Raw genomic sequence first — 16,730 nt, forward strand, 5'->3', positions numbered from 1 at the left:
CTTTTATTCTGCAACCTCAGATAGACTAATCAAACTATGAGCCCATACATATAAAGAATCTAAAACTGGCCTAAAAGTTTTTCCAAAATCTGTCATTTCATAGACAACTTTGATCGGTGCTTTTTCACCATAAACCGTTCTAGAGATTAAGCCGGTTTGCTCTAACTGCTTGAGTTGAAGACTTAATGTCATTTCAGTAATTGTAGGAATGAGTTGCTTGATTTCATTAAAGCGTTTCGGCTTATCTTTTAAATAATACAAAATCACGCATTTCCATTTTCCACCCACCAAGTCCATAGCCATACTGATATGACATGGATAAGTTTTTCCATTTACTGTGACTTCACATGTATTTTCAGTATTTGCCATTTTTTAATGCTACCTATCAACTTTGATAGTTATTGTACGCCAATACTATAAAAATTATAGTGACTATTATTTTTATAGTTTAAAGGCACTCTCATGGCTTTACTGATTTTAGCTCATCCCTACTACGCTCAATCGATTGCAAATAAAACGATTGTGAATGAACTCGTAAAAACCTATCCAGACCTTGAAGTCCGAGATATTTTCCAACTTTATCCAGACTACCAAATTGATGTAAGTGCTGAACAAGAAGCCTTGTTGCGCCATGACACCATCATTCTGCAATATCCAATGTTCTGGTTTAATATGCCGGCAATTTTGAAATTATGGTTTGATGAAGTTTTTACTTATCAGTTTGCTTATGGCTCTCAGGGCGATAAATTAAAAGACAAAAAAGTCATTATTAGTATGACGGTAGGCCAAACAGAAGCCAACATGGTGAACGACCAAGAAAACTTAATCGATAGCTTTTTAAAAGCGGTTCAATATTCAATTCAATATACGCAAATGCAGTTAAGCGCCACTTACTTGCTTTATGACGTATCGCCTTTATCAGGTAACCCAGAGTCAAAAATTAAATTAGAAGCGGTTGAACATGGTCATAAAGTATTAAAGCATTTATCTGAAGCATAAGATTTAAAGAGAGCATCAATATCGATGCTCTCTTTTTAATTTAGGCCACAGGTGCCAATGTAAATAGCACTTGTCCTGTTTTTACGGTTTGCCCTTTTTCAATGGTAATGGTTTCAACCTTCATGCGTTCGGGCGCAATAATTGGAATTTCAATTTTCATTGCCTCAATCACCGCAAGGGTTGCACCTTCTTCAACAATATCTCCCGATGCACATTCAATTTTCCAGATTGACCCCGGCATGTGTGATTCGACTGCACAACCGCCTTCAGGAATAACCACGGTTTCACCTTCATCTACAGCATCTAGGCTTTCAGAGATATATTCTTGTAAACCTGCTTCGTGCCAACGGCGACGTTCAGCCTCGAAATTGGCTTGTTGCATGTCTTTAAAGGCTTGAATGCTGTCTTGATGTGTTTTTAAAAACTCGTTGTATTCTTTTAAATTGAGTACACCGTCTTCAATACGAAGTTGTAGGCGGCCCGCCTTAAAGTCTTCACGCATTTGCAAAAGTTCAGTCTCAGAAACTTCATAAAACTTAACTTGGTCAAAAAAACGCAGTAGCCACGGTTTGCCATCTTCGAAGTCGGCATTTTTACGGTAACGGCTCCACATTTGGGTAGTACGGCCAACAAACTGATAGCCACCCGGCCCTTCCATACCGTACACACACATATAGGCACCGCCAATGCCCACGGCGTTTTCAGGTGTCCAAGTTCGTGCAGGGTTATATTTTGTAGTAACTAACCGTTGGCGTGGGTCGAGTGGTGTCGCAACTGGCGCGCCCAAATACACATCGCCTAAACCCATCACTAAATAATTCGCACTGTAAACCACATCTTTAACCGCTTGCTTTGAAGCTAAACCATTAATACGGCGTATAAACTCGACGTTATCAGGGCACCACGGCGCATCTGGACGAACAATTTGCGTATAGCGCTCGGTGGCAAGCTGAGTTTGTGAATCTTCCCAAGCTAAAGGCAAATAGACAGTCCGTGAAGGAACCTGCATATTTTGAATGTCAGGTAATTCAGCTTCTGCCTGTTGAAGTTTCTGTAAAAGCTCCAGTTGATCGAGTCGAATTGAATCAAAATGAATTTGCAGTGAACGAATGCCCGGTGTTAAGTCGATAATACCCTGTATGTTTTGATCTTTGACCCATTGCATGAGCGCATGAATGCGGAAACGTAAATTTAGATCGAGTACTAACTCGCCATATTCCACCAACAAATAGCTATTTCCTGCTGGTCGATAGGTCACGCTTGGTAAGTCAGCTTTACCGTCTAAAGTAGCTAAAACGGCATCTTTTAAAGTGTCGGGTTCTGCTTGAATGGTTGGGTTGAAATCAATATTAGTTGTATCAGTCGCGGTTAAGCTTTGATGATATTTTTGATCGAGTTCTTTTGCTTGCGCATAACTCACAGGCACAAATTTGACCTTATCACCTGCTTTAAGCTGCCCGATTTTCCAAAGCTCGGAATGAATGACTACCGCAGGGCAAACAAAGCCACCTAAGCTCGGACCATCTGGACCCAAAATAATTGGCATATCGCCCGTAAAATCAATTGCCCCAATCGCATAAGCATTGTCATGGATATTGGAAGGATGTAAACCTGCCTCGCCACCATCTTCACGCGCCCACTCAGGTTTTGGTCCAATTAAACGAATACCTGTACGGCTTGAGTTATAGTGAATTTCGAACTCGTTGGCAAAGAAGGTATCAATATCTTGTTTGGTGAAAAAATCTGGAGCGCCATGTGGGCCATACATGACTGCAATTTCCCAGTTTTGGGTAAAGCTAGGAATTTGTGCTTGAGCTAAAGCTGTAGTCGATTGAGCGGAATATTCAGTAATCGGCAGCATATCGCCAATTAATAAATTACGGCCCGCGTGTCCACCAAATTGCCCCAAAGTGAAAGTCGCCTGTGACCCTAAATAGTCAGGAACATCGAAACCACCTTTCACACCAATATAGCTACGGCAACCTGAACGGATAAGCCCGCATTTTAAAACTTGGCCTTTTTTTACATTAATGGTTTGCCACATCGGCACAAGTTCGCCATCAAGTTTTGACAGCATATCACCGCCGGTAATGACAATTTGGCTATCGCAGTGAAACTTTAAAGTTGGCCCTTGCAAAGTACATTCAAGCCCTGCGGTATTTGGTTCATTGGCCAGAAGCTGGTTTGCCACCGTTAAACTGAGTGGATCGATCGCACCAGATGGCGGCACACCAACATCCCAATAACCTAGTCGACCTGTTACGTCTTGAATGGCAGTTTGAATGCCAGCCTGCAACACCTCAATTTTTTGAGTTTTCCATTCAAACGTATTTAAAAATCGAGTGGTTTGAGTACCTAAAGCAAACACATCGCAAGCAATAATATTTTGTAAATATTCCAAATTGGTTTCAATGCCTGCCACTTGTGTGTTGGCAAGACTAGCACTCATTGCCTGTATGGCTTGTTCACGTGTTCCAGCGGTCACAATGATTTTGGCAATCATTGGGTCATAAAAAGATGACACTGTTGACCCTGTTTCCACCCATGTTTCGACCCGTGCTTGCGGGTCAAATTTAACATGCGTGAGTAAGCCTGCACTTGGTTGGAACTGTTTAATCGGATCTTCTGCATAAAGACGAACCTGAATAGAGTGTCCTGTTGGCTCTAACTTTTCTGTTGGTACTGACCAGTCACCACTTGCCAATGTAACCATCCACTCGACTAAGTCGACACCAAAAACTTGCTCGGTCACGCCGTGTTCAACTTGCAAACGCGTGTTAACCTCTAAGAAATAAAATTCTTGGGTTTCAGTGTCCATGACAAACTCAACCGTGCCTGCCGAGCGGTAGTTCACCGACTGCATGAGTTGAATCGCAACTTTTTGCAGGTAGTCGCGTTGCTGCTCATTTAGGTGTGGAGCGGGTGTTTCTTCAATGACTTTCTGATTACGGCGTTGTACCGAACAATCACGCTCACCCAAGGCTAAAACTTGCCCTTGCCCATCACCAAAAATTTGAACTTCGATGTGGCGTGCATGTTGTACAAATTTTTCTAAATACAAACCTGCATCTTTAAAATTGACTTGCGCTAAATAAGATACGGTTTGATAAGCATCTTTTAACTCGGTTTCATTCCAGACCAGACGCATACCAATACCACCACCGCCCGCGGTACTTTTCAGCATGACTGGGTAACCAATACGGGCTGCCTCAAACAAGGCCTCGGCTTCATCGGCAAGTAGTGAACTGCCCGGAAGTAAAGGCACATTGCTTTTAATAGCGAGTTCACGCGCGGTATGTTTTAAACCAAAATCGAGCATTTGGCTTGAAGTTGGCCCAATAAACGCAATGCCTTGGCTTTCGCACAAATCACAAAACTCGGCATTTTCAGACAAAAAACCATAACCGGGGTGAATAGCTTCTGCTCCCGACCGTTTCGCAACCTCAAGGATTTTTTCAATATTTAAATAACTTTGATGCGCAGGTGCATGTCCAATCAAGAAAGCTTCATCGGCCAAAGTCACGTGTAATGAATCACGGTCGGCTTCGGAGTAAACTGCAACCGAAGCGATCCCGAGTTTTTTAAGGGTGCGAATGACGCGGCAGGCAATTGCACCACGGTTGGCAATCAGAACTTTTTTGAACATGCTTACACCCCTTCCGCTTCACGGACAACCAGTTGAATTTTGGTTGGGTTATAGGCATTACATGGGTTGTTTAGCTGAGGACAATTGGAAATTAAAACTATTAAATCCATTTCTGCCCGAACTTCGACATATTTACCCGGTCCTGAAATTCCATCATCAAATTTAAGCTGACCGTCTGGTGTCACAGGCACATTCATAAAAAAGTTAATGTTTGGGCCGATGTGACGCACATTTAAGCCATGCTTTTTTGCAATTGGGTGTTTTGCCAAGGCATACATAAAGTTGTTACGGCAACTATGCATAGGGTACGTTTCATGTGCATAGCGAACTGTATTACTTTCACATGAACAGGCGCCGCCAATGGTGTCATGGCGCCCGCAGTTATCATCATGAATAACGGCAATTGGGCGGCCAAAGTTACTATAGAGCTTGGTGCCCTTTTCTAAATAGATTTGTTGGTTGATAGCCAAAGTGTCCATTGCACTATAACGCTCAGTTGGATTTTCGGCACTCATAAATAAAGTATCGACCGCTTGGTTTCCCTCAAGATCAATAATCCGAAAATATTGGCCCTTTTTAACCTCGCACATCCACGCTTCACCCGCAGGACAAACCTCATTTAAAACTGCTTTTTCAAATGATTGTAAAACTGTCATGATGCTTCTCCTGATTTAAATATTGCTAAGCGCGTAGTAGCGGGCTGTGTTTTGAAACGCACGCTGATTTTGCGAACATGCATCACGACAAATATCGCTGTCTGTTAGAGAATTGGCTTTAAATAGACTGAGTTGAATATCGGCAGGTTGATAGATTGGGCTAGTATCTAAACCATGCGGTGCAGCAGATAAAAATAGTAAGCAGTCCATTTCAAAACGCAATTCAATGCTTTGATCAGTGTTATCAGAACCGACATAAGACAAAGCGCCGTTTTCATCTGGCACAACTTTAGAAAATAGGTTAACCGCGGCACTCAGGTCTTGGCTGGCAAGTCCGTATTTACACATTTCAATTAGTAAACTGTCTAAGCCGTTTTGATACATATCATTGCGGGCATCTTGAAATGTACGCGTACCGAATTGCTTTTCAATTTGCTCAGGTCGGCTTGGGCCACAAAGCGCATCATTCCAACCATGATCGTCGTGAACAATCGAAGCCATCACACGGCCTAGGTCTGAGTACAGCACATTGGAAGCTTTTAAATAGGCAGTATGTTGCCCTTTTAAACTGTCGGGCATGTTAAAACGTTCAAGCACATCGGCAGCATTTACACAAAACAAAGAAACATTTGCCTGAGCGCCAAGCGATGTAAATCTAAGAATAGTTCCTTTTTGAATACGACCCGACCAGTGATGTCCTCCGGGTAAAAGTTCGGTCCAAATCGCCTGATTGTTATGATAACTTGCAGTGTTCATAGCTACTCCTGTCGGATAGTTTTAGACTTCCTCCCGGGCTTTTATCCCTCCGTGTAGTTCGCTAGGAACCGTGAACTCTCGGTCCAGTCATACTGTAAGTATCGGAACCCTAGATCACTTTTGATTGCTTAAGACTATGCAAAGGACATGCCAGATTAGTATTACGATTTTGGTTAAAAGTAATACCAATCTTGGGCCATTTAGGTGCGGTTTAAAATACAAAGTAAAAAGCTGCACTAAAAACTGTGCATTTCATAGCATCAGTACCGCAGTAATTATCTCAATAGAGATTTGAATAATATTTAATGAATGCACAATAATTTCAGCTAGGAATATTTTTTGTTATTTGATCTAGCAAAAAGCCAATCATCTCTATATTAAAATGATTGGCTCTATTATGAAGACTGGTCTTAATCTAACTTGAGCTGCTGTCTGAGCTTTAAGATATCCACCAATCCTTTATCTCTGGTTTGGTATAAATCGATATCTTCATATTGTGTTAACAGCTGGTTGGTTTGTGTTTCTAATAAGTCTGTTGTCTCGTCTGAATGTTGAAATGCTTGCATATCGTTCCACCATTCTGTCATCGGTGGGCCTAAATGATGGATCGCTTCTTTAAAGCCCTTTTGGTTTGCAAGCTGCATATTAATGTAGGGGCCAAATAACGCCCATCTTAAACCCGGCCCACTGGTAATAGCGACGTCAACATCTTCGGCAGAGCACACCCCTTGTTCAACCAGTGAAAAGGCTTCTCGCCATAGCGCAGCCTGCAAGCGGTTTGCTACATGCCCTTTGACTTCTTTATTTAAAACGATTGGGTTCTTGCCTAATTGTTTATAGAACTCAGAAGCCTGTTTCAAAACTTGTGGAGACGTCAAAGTACCACCCACGATCTCGACCAAAGGTAAAAGATGAGGCGGATTAAAAGGATGCCCTAGTAAAATACGTTCAGGATGTTTTGCCTCTTTTTGAAAATCAGACACTTTTAAGCCTGAAGAGCTTGAAGCAATAATGGTATGTTCAGGGCAATATGAGGTGATTTCTTGATACAGCTTTTGTTTTAAATCCAGACGTTCAGGTGCATTTTCTTGAATAAAATCTACATCTGAAACCGCATCTTTCAAATGATTAGAAATTTCCAGATGAAGCAGTACATCTGCTAGAGAATATGTGTGTTCAGCGTTTTGGTCCAAAGCCAATAAATCGTTTAAATTTGCGTATATTCTTTTTTTAAAAATCGCTTCATCTATAGGATAAGGATCGTAAACCTTAACTTTAAATCCTTTATATAAAAATAAGGCGGTCCAACTTGCTCCAATTACGCCTGCGCCCACCACACCAACCGTTTTAATAACTTCCATATTTTCCTCGTCACAATGTTGTTTTATTCGAAATTTCTTTACCCAATTGGATGCTTAAATAAACATAGCAGATTCAACCAATCAATAAATTTAATTGTTTATATTTTATATAATTTGTCCTATATTCCCTATCTTGAAAATTTATTCCTTTCGCCAGCACAGCTTAATCTTTTACCATTTTCTAACCGTTATTTACTGAATTTTATGTCAAAAAATCTAGCAACATTGATTGGTCTAAGCGCCATTCTCATGTGGGCATCTATGGTCGGTCTGATGAAACAAGTCAGTGCCGCCATTGGACCTGAGCTAGGTGTGACGCTTATTTATTCTTTAAGTGCGCTACTGTTGCTTGCCATTTTCAAAGTTCCAGACTTTAAGCAGATTTCTAAAAAATATTTAATATTGGGTACAGTCCTGTTCGTTGCTTACGAGCTGTGTTTTTCATTTGCGATTGCTTACTCTCAAAGCCCTCAACAAGCAATTGAAGTCAGCATTGTTAACTATCTGTGGCCGAGTTTAACGGTTTTGGCTTTTGTTATTTTTAAGGAATTAAAGTTTAATTTTCTTATTATTCTCGGCTTGCTTATTTCAATTTCCGGCATTATTTTTATTCAAACTGGAAGCGGTGATTTTAGTCTAAGTAGCATTGTCGATAATTTGCATAGCAACCCTCTAAGCTATATTTTGGCATTTGTAGGTGCCATTATTTGGGCTTTTTACTGTGTACTCACCAAAAAAATGAGTAATGGGCAAAACCCGATCTCTATTTTCTTTATTTGTGTTGCCCTAACGCTATGGCTCAAGCTGCTTCTCTCTGGGCAATTCGCCATTCCTTCAATGGATATTCCAACTGTAATCACCCTTTTAGTTGCATCCGCTGCAATTGGCTTTGGCTATGCGGCATGGAACATTGGCATCATTCATGGGAACATTACCATGCTTGTGGTTGGCTCGTATTTCACCCCTATTATTTCGTCTATTTTGGCGATGTTTATTTTACAAACTCAATTGTCCTTAAGCTTTTGGCAAGGAACAGCCATGGTTACGGCTGGTTCATTTATTTGCTGGATTTCAACCAACTGGTCTGTGATTCAGCCTTTCTTTAAAAAATTAAGAAATAAAAAACCGTAACGAGCAGAATTAAAACGAGTCACAATTACTCGTTATTTCACCGTAGTGCTGTAAAAGCTATCAATGGCATCAACCATTTGAGATAAACCCGGTTGCTCTAATGGGTAATGCCCTGCATTTTCCAATATTACGGTTTTTACAGGTACCTTCTGAATACGGCTAAGAAATGGTGTACTTAAATCAAGTGGAGTCCAACGGTCTTTTTCTGGTTGAGTTAACAAGACTGGGCACACATCAAATTCTTCAGGCGTCACTTCAGGTTTGTAATGTATATATGAGTCTAAAAATGTGAGTGAAACCGAGTTACCAGCCGAGGTTTTATCTTTCATAAAAGCCTTTAAAGCCTCTTTATTATTCACCAAGGTACTCATTTTACTTGCCCAGCTCATTGGAATCCGCATTGAGGCCAGAGGTGTTTTTGCAGTCAAATGCGCAATTGGTGTCCCTACTCGACTCATAAATAAGTTACTTGCTACAGTGTCTGTAACCTTCTGACTACTTGTGTCAAGAAAGGTCATTCCTACAATTGCTTTCACTTTTTTATTCTTAGCTGCGACGTGATACGTCAGCATTCCACCTGCACTTAAGCCATAAAGCACAACCGGACGACTATCTTTTGCTAATTCAATATCAATTAAATCACTACCAGCCTGCACCCAATCGTTATAGCTAATAACCTTGCCTTTACTAACTTGAGTTACACCATAGCCCGGCATATCGACTGCAATTGTTTCATATCCCCGATTAGCCAATGGTTTACCTAAAATCATCGACATTTGTCGGCCATTCGTACCTACACCATGAAATAAAATCACTTTAATTTTTGCATTTGGATTTCGATAAGTATCCAAATGGATGTTATTACCATTCCAAGCCCACCATTCTTCTTTTGGTAACTGGTCTTTAGGAATATGAAATTCTTGAGGAAGAAATTGTTCAATTTGTTGCCAAGCAGCTTGATTTTGATAACCCATTGCCGAATCTCCTGATTTTATTTCTTTAGCGGCAGATGCACTTGTGACACAGACTACGAGGCCTATTACACTCAGTTTACTTATTAAATACCGCATAACACCTGCGGGCTTTGTTGGTTGAACAGCATTCATTTTTGTTGTACTCGTTCTTATCCCAAGCATAGATATTAGGCGTTTAAATTTTAATTAACCATGTTAGGTTAAAGCAGATGTTTTAGTATTTAGGTCAATTGATAAATTCAGGGTCTGAGTGCCGAAAACTTAAAACTCCGATGGATTAGAATTCCCCCATTGCCCAAAGCATGCTAATATCCAAATTCTGACAATCGTCCATGTCAAAATAATTTCTAGAGGGAACAAGATGTTAAAAACTCAAACAATCAACATCGTACAAGAATTTGATGCACCCGTAGACAAGGTCTTTGCCGTCTTGAGTGAACATGAAAACCTGAGCAAACTTTTCGCTCCTGCTAAAGTGACTCGCATTAGTAACGGAAAAGACGCTCGTAATGGTGTTGGCTCTGCTCGTAAAATGTCTATGCCATTTACACCTTCATTTGTAGAAACAAATTTAGTCTACAAAGAAAATGAACTCATCGAATATGCAATCACAAGCGGTATTAGCCCAATTAAAGGTCACCGTGGTGTAATGAAGTTTATTGATTTGGGAAACAACCGTACTCGTTTGGATTACACCATTAGCTTTAAAGGACGAGTGCCTTTTCTTGGCCCGATCATTAAAGCAGCTTTACAAAATGGCGTAAGCCGCGGACTTAAAAAACTTAAGTTTTAATCGAGACATATCAAATAAAAAGCCCAACTAAGGGCTTTTTATTTAGCCACAAAAACAAAAGCCGACTCGTTAAAGTCAGCTTAATACCACAGTGTGAGAAAATTGCTTAAATAGTTATTGTTCGTGGCAATCTTCTATCTATTTTCTTTTTCTAACATTAATTTACACCTTGGTTATGACTGTTTGATTAAAAAGAAATCAGAAATACCAAATAAAATGCAAATTAATTCACTCTTAATAGAATAAATGCAAATCAATTAACATTTATTAAAAGTGATGTATATCAACTACATCTTTAGAAATTTTCTAAAGTTTAGTATGCTGAAAACAACTTACTAATTAATAGAAAATAAGCAATACAATGGAACATCAGAGTTTGTTAAAGGAATTAAATTCGCTTATTGAATATTATTCCAAAAGAACAGATTGTCCACCTACCAGAATTCGTATAGGTTACAGAGCCTATGCCAAACTCATGCAGAATCCAAAATTTGCTGATGAAGTAACAAACTCTGCTTTAGATCCAAACAAGCGTAAATATAAAAAGTTGAAAATCAAAGTCACGAAAGATGACGATCAACTAGAGCTCGAATAAATAAAAAGCCCAATTACGGGCTTTTTACTTTTAGAAAGTGTGTAGATTTAGAGCTAAGAGAGCATTATGAAAAAATACTCGAGTAGCTTGTCTCTCTCATCTACACTGTTTTTACTTAAAAGCTGAACCATTGCCCCATCAATCACAAACAAGAACATGTGCGCATCTTTCATTGAAGCCGTAGTTTTGACGGTTAAAAGTAATTTATAGATTTCGTTTATGAGCCAAGTTCTATATTCAATCACCACGCTATAGGCTTTTGGGTAGAGCTTTTTAATTTCAAAAATTGCTTTAAAGGGCAAATGATAAAAACCATTTAAGTCTGCATGTAAAAGGTAAATCTGCTTGAGTTTATCAAGCACCATTTGCTCTTTGTATGAATTAAGAATGGAAAATACTTTTACTTTGAGCGCATCTTTTTGAAAAGTCAGACACATCTCGATCAGTCGTTCTTTTGAATGAAAGTCATTATAGAAAGTAGCTTTGGGAATTTTGGCTTCCGCAATAATTCGGTCAACGCCGACCTTATGAAAACCATCTTGATTAAATAAATCTTTTGCTACGTGAAGCACGCGCAGCGCTCTAAATGAAGATTCTAAATTTTTCATGTATACCGCTTAAAATAATTTTTTGTTGTATCTAAAAGAGATAGAAGTGCCGTCACTCTTAAAATGAGTGCTAAAAAACAGGCATGCAAAAGCAGCACTAAAATGGTGTGCTGACCTATCTCGGTTTTATTGTTGCTATGATTTTTTAGTCGTAACGATTCTTAAGGAGTAGAAAACCTGGAGTCGATTAAACCGTTTTAAAGACCAGTTTGGCAGTATGGGCAGAGATAGTTTGGCAAAGGCCAAAAAATGAGAAGAATTAGTACGCATAGCGGACTCCTTTGTTAACAAAAGAAATCCTACCGATCACTGCTAAATGATGGTGGCAGGACGAAAGAGGGTTAGCAGACTGGCAACAAAGAAACCAGCACACCCGAAGGTGTCCCCCTTCCGCCCTACCGTAGAGAAAAAGGGGGCGAACGAGTTCACGATACACAAAACTAGGTTTCGTATATCGTCTTTGTTAGATAGGGTCTGCTAAAACCCGCTAGCAATGTAGGCTAGCCCGCAAAGGATAGTATTCGCTTTTGTTGTCGTCAAGCGTGTGAAATGACAATCGTATTAAAGTAGAGCGGTTGGGTTTTAAATTATTTTCAAGTTTTGAAGATTTAAAAACCTAATTGAATATTGATATGTAAGATCTGTTTGTCTAGTTATAATAATTAAATAAAAGCTCAGGTATGGATATAATCCTACTAATCTCTACTAAATAATTATGGTAGCAGAACGGAAAAGAGTTAGCAGACTGGTGCCAAAGAGACCAGCACACCCTAAGATGTCCTCTTTCCGTCCTACCAGAAAGAAAGAATAATATTCACTTTCCTTATCGTCAAGCATATAAAATCCTGTTCTTATTAAATTAAAGCTAATAGGATTTAAAGTCTTTTTTAAGTTGTATTTATTTAACTATTAAATCTATAATTTACTCATCACTTTTGATAATTTTGATGTATTAGATAATCCAATTGAATATCAGTATGCATACCTAATTCATCTCTTAATTTATGGTTAATAGGTAAAATTAAGATATTAGTCACTTTCATAAACTCAAGAAGATGATCATGACATTCATTTTTCTCCTTTTGTGACTCAATAATACTTTTTTCAATTTCTTTACTAATTTTTTCACCATCTTTTATTGTTGTTTCTACTAAATCAGATAGCCTTTTTAATCGCTCATCTTCTGGATTTTGAAGAATTATTTCCTCTAGAAAAGTTATTCTTTTTTCAAATAAAATATTTGTATTATTTTGACTTATTTTTAAATTTTTAGTCTTTTCATCAGCATGTATAACTTTATGAATATAAGGAATTTCTTCAGAAATTTTTAATTGAAATTCAACAAGGAATTTACTAATTTCACTCTTAGTGGCAGTTTCACAAACAAAAGAAGATTTATCAATTGCAATACAAAAACTTGTAATTCTTTCAAACAACAACTCCCAATTATGTCCATTTAGCATAAAAATATTAAAACCATTCATCATCAATGAATATTTTTCAACTAGGTCTAAATAAACATCTCTTTTAGTTTCCGCCAGTCGAGCAATTTTTTGAGTATTTAAAGCAGTCTTCCAAGAGAAATAAATTCCAATAAAAATTGCAATTGAGCTTAAAATAGCAGCACCTAAAGTATAATGTGCTTGTATTTGTGCAGCTGTAATTGTTACCTGAGCTGCTATTTCTTCATTTGTCATAGTCAATATCTAACTGTTAAATAAAATTTAAATATTTTAAAAAGATTTACTTATATAATAAAAACTATTCTATCCAATAACACTATTTATACTAATATCTTATTTTGAATATCAGCTAAGATTTATTAAGAAACCTAGCTTAATCCATCAACTTCTTACGGCGATATTCTATAGTTTTAAGAATCATGTACATCTTCATTTTTTGATAATTTGTCTGGCTGCCCGCAATGAGAGCATTGCTTTCTGAAGATAAAACTTAGCCCATTAACAAAAGAACCTAGATCATTCATGAAAAAACCACATTTACACCAAGGGCATATATCGTTAGCTAGCAGCTTAAACATCAAAAATAATATGATAGGAATCATGGTTATCGGAAAATAAATAGATAAGTACTTTTCATCTACTCTTGCTAGCATCAATACAACAATAACAACTGATGGAAATACTAATACTGAGAATACAAAGTTTCTACGTAAACGCATTAATCGCAAGTATTTCTGCATTTTCTCATCGACAAATTGCTTTTTCATTTATATTCCCAATTATTTTTTACTTCTAGGATCAGTAGGACCAAATTGGCAGGTATCTTTTTGATGATCCCATGCCCCTCCAGAGTCAGCACATGCATCCTTCTTGGCAGCATTATCAAAGAATTTATTTGCGATAAACTCGATTACACCGAGCAAGAGAACAAACATTAGAAATAGGACAATAAGCCATTTAAATATTTTTAATATTTTTTTCATTTCAATCGCAAGATACAGGTAGAATAATCTAAATTCAACTACTTAAAACTTATTTTTTACTACTTAACCTAAGCAGAAAAAGACCTACCAGAACTCCAATAAAATAGGAGTTATAAAAATACACCCAATTTTCGTCAGAGATAACCCAAGAAAAGACATTGCCCCATAGCGCGAATAGGAAAACAGAAACTATTGCACAAAGCATCGAAACAATTGAAAGAAAAGGATTAGTTAGAAGGTCTTTAAGGAGTATATAAACTTTATCATATAAAAAGACAAAGACTGCTCTATAGTAGCGCCCAAAAAAAGCACCTGAAAAAGCACCTAACAAAATGATCATGGGAATAGACTCAATCATTTACTACTCCAAATGAGAGAGGACCTAGCTCTTTAATATAAATATTAGATTGCCTAAGACTTTTTAATCTAAACAATTTAAATGACATCATGTCGAATAGCCCACACAACCAAAACTAAAATAAACGTAATAAGTGAACTTAAAGATGAAGATATTAATAAAGAAAGAAGTGCTAAGTGATTAGGACCATCTACAGTAAAAAAGTGCGCATTGGTCCAATCTTTAGGAAATAAAATTGCTAAAACAAATAGAATGATAATAAAAAAAATAAAAACCATATTGGCGCTAAATAGCGCAGCTTCCACCCTGCTTTAACTACAAAATAGCCAATGCCATATAAGAATATAAAAAAAATAGCAAAACCCAATATAGACATAGCACCCTCTTTAAGATTGTTTTTTATATTAACTACTTATCCCTTATTTAAAATTATTATCTTCTGGATGAAATCCAAAAAATATTGCTCCGACTACCCATCCAGATAAATATATAAGCTTACCCAGTTCTGTTATTCCACCACTAAGAATGTGCCACAACATCAATCCTCCTGTTAAATAGATAGAGAAAAAGAGAAAGCAAAAAACAATTGAAAGTAAAAGAACTAAATATTTATTTAAAAATTTATGAACAACATATAAAAAAACAGATAAAGACTTTTCAATTAAAAATATAGTGTATCGCCCAACAAGCAAACCCACAAAAAACGTAAGTATTAGAATAAATATTGGCACAGTTTAAGTTATTCCTTTTTTAATATTAAAATAATTTTCTATTTCTAATTATAGTTCCCAACAAGAAATAGAACTTCATTTCTTTTCATTTGCTTATCATTTTTTATCAAGCATTTAATATGCCAATTTTTATTATTGTTATTAAAAAAAAGAAGATTTAATAGGAGTTAAGCAATTTGAAATCACTCAACTCCTTAGAAATGCTTAATCAATCCATCAACTTTTTACGACGATACAACCCACAATTCCCAGAAAATAGCGCTGCCAATAAACAAGTAATAATGGCATAAGTCGCAACATTCATTCCAAATAGCTCAACAGCTAAAATAATAGACGTTAACGGTGCCTTACTCGCCCCTGAAAACAGACTCACCAAACCTAAGCCTGCAAGCAATGAAATTGGTAGGTTTAAAACCGCCCCTAAAGCATTACCTAATGTAGCCCCCACATAAAACAGTGGCGTAATTTCACCACCTTTAAAGCCCGAACCTAGAGTAATGGCGGTAAATACGGTCTTATTAAAAAAGTCGTAAAACTCAATCGGCACATAAAAAGATGCAATGATTTTATCTGTACCCAAACCATTGTATTGCTGATGCGCAGTGAACAACGTAAGTAGCATAATCACAATACCACCGGCCATGGTTCTTAATGGCAAATAGCGAATGTATTTATAAAAGAGATCACTCGCCAAGTGAATAGCCGCAATAAAGAAACGTGCAGCTAAACCAAACACTAACCCTGCAGCAATCAAGCTCATGAGCACGCCAAAATGAATAGGTGGAAACTCACTAATGACATAATAAATATGCGGATGAACAATATCGAATAGTTCAGGCATGGTCGATGCAATAAGCGCCGACACAAAACATGGGAAAATGGCTGAGTATCTTAAGTTACCTAAAGCTGTAATTTCCAAACCATAGATTGCACCTGCCAGAGGCAAGCCAAACACCCCTGCAAAGCCAGCACCAATACTCGCGATTAAACAGATTTTTCGGTTGTCTTCCGAGATTTTTAATATATGGCTTAAGTGGTCAATTAAGGCACCCGAAAGCTGAACCGCTGGTGCTTCACGCCCTGCCGAGCCGCCAAACAACTGCGTCAAAATTGAGGTGATAAAAATGATGGGGCTCATTCGTTTAGGAATAAAGGACTTAGGCTGGTGAATTTCATCAATCAATAAATGAGTTCCCCGCTCAATCGGTGAACCATATTTTTTAATGAGATAACCAATACCAAACCCAATAAAAGGTAAAAAGTAGATGAGCCAGTGATGCAGGCTTCTGACTTTATTTGAAATATCAAAGGCCACAAAAATTAAAGTCGAGGCCAACCCAGCAACGACTCCAATCACAATCGAGATGACGAGCCAATAGACACTGTATTTTAGAATTTGATCATATTCAGATGAAGGTAGAATTTTCATTCGCTTTCTTCAATTCGCCTTTAAAATGGATGATAAATTCTCAATTTTTTTATGCAGCCAGCTCATTAAGTGAGAAATGCTTAAACTGGGCTAAAAATTAAAGCTCGCACAAGCGAGCTTTCAATACAGTGATTAATTTTGATATCACCAAACAGGGCGAAATATCTCATAACCCTTTCTGGCTTTCAAGTTGAAAATGGTTAACGAGTACTGTGAACATAGCTAACTGAGTTAATAAATAAGCATC

General features: G+C 37.7%; 17 protein-coding genes, 1 pseudogene and 1 riboswitch. Of the genes and pseudogenes, 4 read left to right on the forward strand and 14 right to left on the reverse strand.

Going from position 1 to position 16,730, the window contains the following annotated elements; translation table 11 throughout:
- Positions 1-3: 3 nt before the first annotated feature.
- Entirely contained in the window at positions 4-369 is a 366-nt protein-coding gene (locus QLG01_RS18050; protein ID WP_013198311.1) for a helix-turn-helix domain-containing protein, read from the reverse strand.
- Between the two features lie 93 nt (positions 370-462).
- Between QLG01_RS18050 and QLG01_RS18055 the strand changes: the two genes are divergently transcribed.
- Positions 463-999 carry an NAD(P)H-dependent oxidoreductase gene (locus QLG01_RS18055; RefSeq protein ID WP_013198312.1) on the forward strand — a complete coding sequence of 179 codons (537 nt, stop codon included), beginning with the start codon at positions 463-465 and terminating at the stop codon, positions 997-999.
- A gap of 40 nt (positions 1,000-1,039) precedes the next feature.
- On the opposite strand, the gene uca is transcribed toward QLG01_RS18055, so the two are convergent.
- The 4 genes from uca to QLG01_RS18075 all read right to left on the reverse strand — a co-directional run bounded on the left by uca (position 1,040) and on the right by QLG01_RS18075 (position 7,418).
- Complete coding sequence (gene uca / locus QLG01_RS18060; protein WP_282497098.1) at positions 1,040-4,645, reverse strand: urea carboxylase; 3,606 nt, start codon at positions 4,643-4,645, stop codon at positions 1,040-1,042.
- Positions 4,646-4,647: 2 nt separating this feature from the next.
- A complete protein-coding gene (locus QLG01_RS18065; RefSeq protein ID WP_000217380.1) occupies positions 4,648-5,301 on the reverse strand; it encodes an urea amidolyase associated protein UAAP2 in 654 nt (217 codons plus the stop codon).
- A 15-nt stretch (positions 5,302-5,316) separates the two neighbouring features.
- Positions 5,317-6,057 (reverse strand): urea amidolyase associated protein UAAP1, encoded by a 741-nt coding sequence (locus tag QLG01_RS18070; protein ID WP_199987105.1) that lies wholly within the window; start codon positions 6,055-6,057, stop codon positions 5,317-5,319.
- A gap of 28 nt (positions 6,058-6,085) precedes the next feature.
- A riboswitch (guanidine-I (ykkC/yxkD leader) is annotated at positions 6,086-6,181 on the reverse strand.
- 286 nt (positions 6,182-6,467) lie between these two features.
- Positions 6,468-7,418 (reverse strand): 3-hydroxyacyl-CoA dehydrogenase NAD-binding domain-containing protein, encoded by a 951-nt coding sequence (locus tag QLG01_RS18075; RefSeq protein WP_282497099.1) that lies wholly within the window; start codon positions 7,416-7,418, stop codon positions 6,468-6,470.
- Positions 7,419-7,622: 204 nt separating this feature from the next.
- On the opposite strand from QLG01_RS18075, the gene yddG reads away from it, so the two are divergent.
- On the forward strand, positions 7,623-8,549 hold the full coding sequence (gene yddG / locus QLG01_RS18080; protein ID WP_282497100.1) for an aromatic amino acid DMT transporter YddG: 927 nt from the start codon (positions 7,623-7,625) through the stop codon (positions 8,547-8,549).
- A 32-nt stretch (positions 8,550-8,581) separates the two neighbouring features.
- Here yddG and QLG01_RS18085 read toward each other — a convergent pair whose 3' ends face one another.
- Positions 8,582-9,655: an alpha/beta hydrolase gene (locus QLG01_RS18085; protein ID WP_282497101.1), complete on the reverse strand. Its 1,074-nt coding sequence runs from the start codon at positions 9,653-9,655 to the stop codon at positions 8,582-8,584.
- Positions 9,656-9,884: 229 nt separating this feature from the next.
- Between QLG01_RS18085 and QLG01_RS18090 the strand changes: the two genes are divergently transcribed.
- The gene (locus tag QLG01_RS18090; RefSeq protein ID WP_282497102.1) at positions 9,885-10,316 is read left to right on the forward strand and encodes an SRPBCC family protein; all 432 of its coding nucleotides are present in this window, start codon (positions 9,885-9,887) and stop codon (positions 10,314-10,316) included.
- Between the two features lie 361 nt (positions 10,317-10,677).
- The gene (locus QLG01_RS18095; RefSeq protein WP_005047819.1) at positions 10,678-10,911 is read left to right on the forward strand and encodes a hypothetical protein; all 234 of its coding nucleotides are present in this window, start codon (positions 10,678-10,680) and stop codon (positions 10,909-10,911) included.
- A gap of 53 nt (positions 10,912-10,964) precedes the next feature.
- Here QLG01_RS18095 and QLG01_RS18100 read toward each other — a convergent pair whose 3' ends face one another.
- The 8 genes and pseudogenes from QLG01_RS18100 to QLG01_RS18135 form a co-directional block, all read right to left on the reverse strand.
- Positions 10,965-11,519 carry a TetR/AcrR family transcriptional regulator gene (locus QLG01_RS18100; protein WP_282497103.1) on the reverse strand — a complete coding sequence of 185 codons (555 nt, stop codon included), beginning with the start codon at positions 11,517-11,519 and terminating at the stop codon, positions 10,965-10,967.
- Between the two features lie 929 nt (positions 11,520-12,448).
- Positions 12,449-13,216 carry a hypothetical protein gene (locus QLG01_RS18105; protein WP_282497104.1) on the reverse strand — a complete coding sequence of 256 codons (768 nt, stop codon included), beginning with the start codon at positions 13,214-13,216 and terminating at the stop codon, positions 12,449-12,451.
- A 176-nt stretch (positions 13,217-13,392) separates the two neighbouring features.
- The gene (locus QLG01_RS18110; protein ID WP_205469521.1) at positions 13,393-13,749 is read right to left on the reverse strand and encodes a hypothetical protein; all 357 of its coding nucleotides are present in this window, start codon (positions 13,747-13,749) and stop codon (positions 13,393-13,395) included.
- 12 nt (positions 13,750-13,761) lie between these two features.
- Positions 13,762-13,965, reverse strand: a complete 204-nt coding sequence (locus tag QLG01_RS18115; RefSeq protein WP_282497105.1) for a hypothetical protein — start codon at positions 13,963-13,965, stop codon at positions 13,762-13,764.
- A gap of 49 nt (positions 13,966-14,014) precedes the next feature.
- A complete protein-coding gene (locus QLG01_RS18120) occupies positions 14,015-14,323 on the reverse strand; it encodes a hypothetical protein (RefSeq protein ID WP_282497106.1) in 309 nt (102 codons plus the stop codon).
- Positions 14,324-14,400: 77 nt separating this feature from the next.
- Positions 14,401-14,699, reverse strand: a pseudogene (locus QLG01_RS18125) (hypothetical protein).
- A gap of 43 nt (positions 14,700-14,742) precedes the next feature.
- A complete protein-coding gene (locus QLG01_RS18130) occupies positions 14,743-15,054 on the reverse strand; it encodes a hypothetical protein (RefSeq protein WP_144731022.1) in 312 nt (103 codons plus the stop codon).
- Positions 15,055-15,262: 208 nt separating this feature from the next.
- Positions 15,263-16,483 (reverse strand): chloride channel protein, encoded by a 1,221-nt coding sequence (locus tag QLG01_RS18135; RefSeq protein WP_282497107.1) that lies wholly within the window; start codon positions 16,481-16,483, stop codon positions 15,263-15,265.
- Between the last annotated feature and the right edge of the window lie 247 nt (positions 16,484-16,730).

Source organism: Acinetobacter sp. V89_4, assembly GCF_029967875.1.
GTDB lineage: Bacteria > Pseudomonadota > Gammaproteobacteria > Pseudomonadales > Moraxellaceae > Acinetobacter > Acinetobacter oleivorans.

Excerpts from the sequence above, each read along its gene's own strand:
- QLG01_RS18115 (WP_282497105.1), bottom strand. The coding sequence starts at position 13,965 with ATGAAAAAAATATTAAAAATATTTAAATGGCTTATTGTCCTATTTCTA.
- QLG01_RS18095 (WP_005047819.1), top strand. The coding sequence starts at position 10,678 with ATGGAACATCAGAGTTTGTTAAAGGAATTAAATTCGCTTATTGAATAT.
- QLG01_RS18105 (WP_282497104.1), bottom strand. The coding sequence starts at position 13,216 with ATGACAAATGAAGAAATAGCAGCTCAGGTAACAATTACAGCTGCACAA.
- QLG01_RS18070 (WP_199987105.1), bottom strand. The coding sequence starts at position 6,057 with ATGAACACTGCAAGTTATCATAACAATCAGGCGATTTGGACCGAACTT.
- yddG (WP_282497100.1), top strand. The coding sequence starts at position 7,623 with ATGTCAAAAAATCTAGCAACATTGATTGGTCTAAGCGCCATTCTCATG.
- QLG01_RS18135 (WP_282497107.1), bottom strand. The coding sequence starts at position 16,483 with ATGAAAATTCTACCTTCATCTGAATATGATCAAATTCTAAAATACAGT.
- QLG01_RS18100 (WP_282497103.1), bottom strand. The coding sequence starts at position 11,519 with ATGAAAAATTTAGAATCTTCATTTAGAGCGCTGCGCGTGCTTCACGTA.
- uca (WP_282497098.1), bottom strand. The coding sequence starts at position 4,645 with ATGTTCAAAAAAGTTCTGATTGCCAACCGTGGTGCAATTGCCTGCCGC.
- QLG01_RS18065 (WP_000217380.1), bottom strand. The coding sequence starts at position 5,301 with ATGACAGTTTTACAATCATTTGAAAAAGCAGTTTTAAATGAGGTTTGT.
- QLG01_RS18110 (WP_205469521.1), bottom strand. The coding sequence starts at position 13,749 with ATGAAAAAGCAATTTGTCGATGAGAAAATGCAGAAATACTTGCGATTA.
- QLG01_RS18120 (WP_282497106.1), bottom strand. The coding sequence starts at position 14,323 with ATGATTGAGTCTATTCCCATGATCATTTTGTTAGGTGCTTTTTCAGGT.
- QLG01_RS18050 (WP_013198311.1), bottom strand. The coding sequence starts at position 369 with ATGGCAAATACTGAAAATACATGTGAAGTCACAGTAAATGGAAAAACT.
- QLG01_RS18085 (WP_282497101.1), bottom strand. The coding sequence starts at position 9,655 with ATGAATGCTGTTCAACCAACAAAGCCCGCAGGTGTTATGCGGTATTTA.
- QLG01_RS18090 (WP_282497102.1), top strand. The coding sequence starts at position 9,885 with ATGTTAAAAACTCAAACAATCAACATCGTACAAGAATTTGATGCACCC.
- QLG01_RS18055 (WP_013198312.1), top strand. The coding sequence starts at position 463 with ATGGCTTTACTGATTTTAGCTCATCCCTACTACGCTCAATCGATTGCA.
- QLG01_RS18075 (WP_282497099.1), bottom strand. The coding sequence starts at position 7,418 with ATGGAAGTTATTAAAACGGTTGGTGTGGTGGGCGCAGGCGTAATTGGA.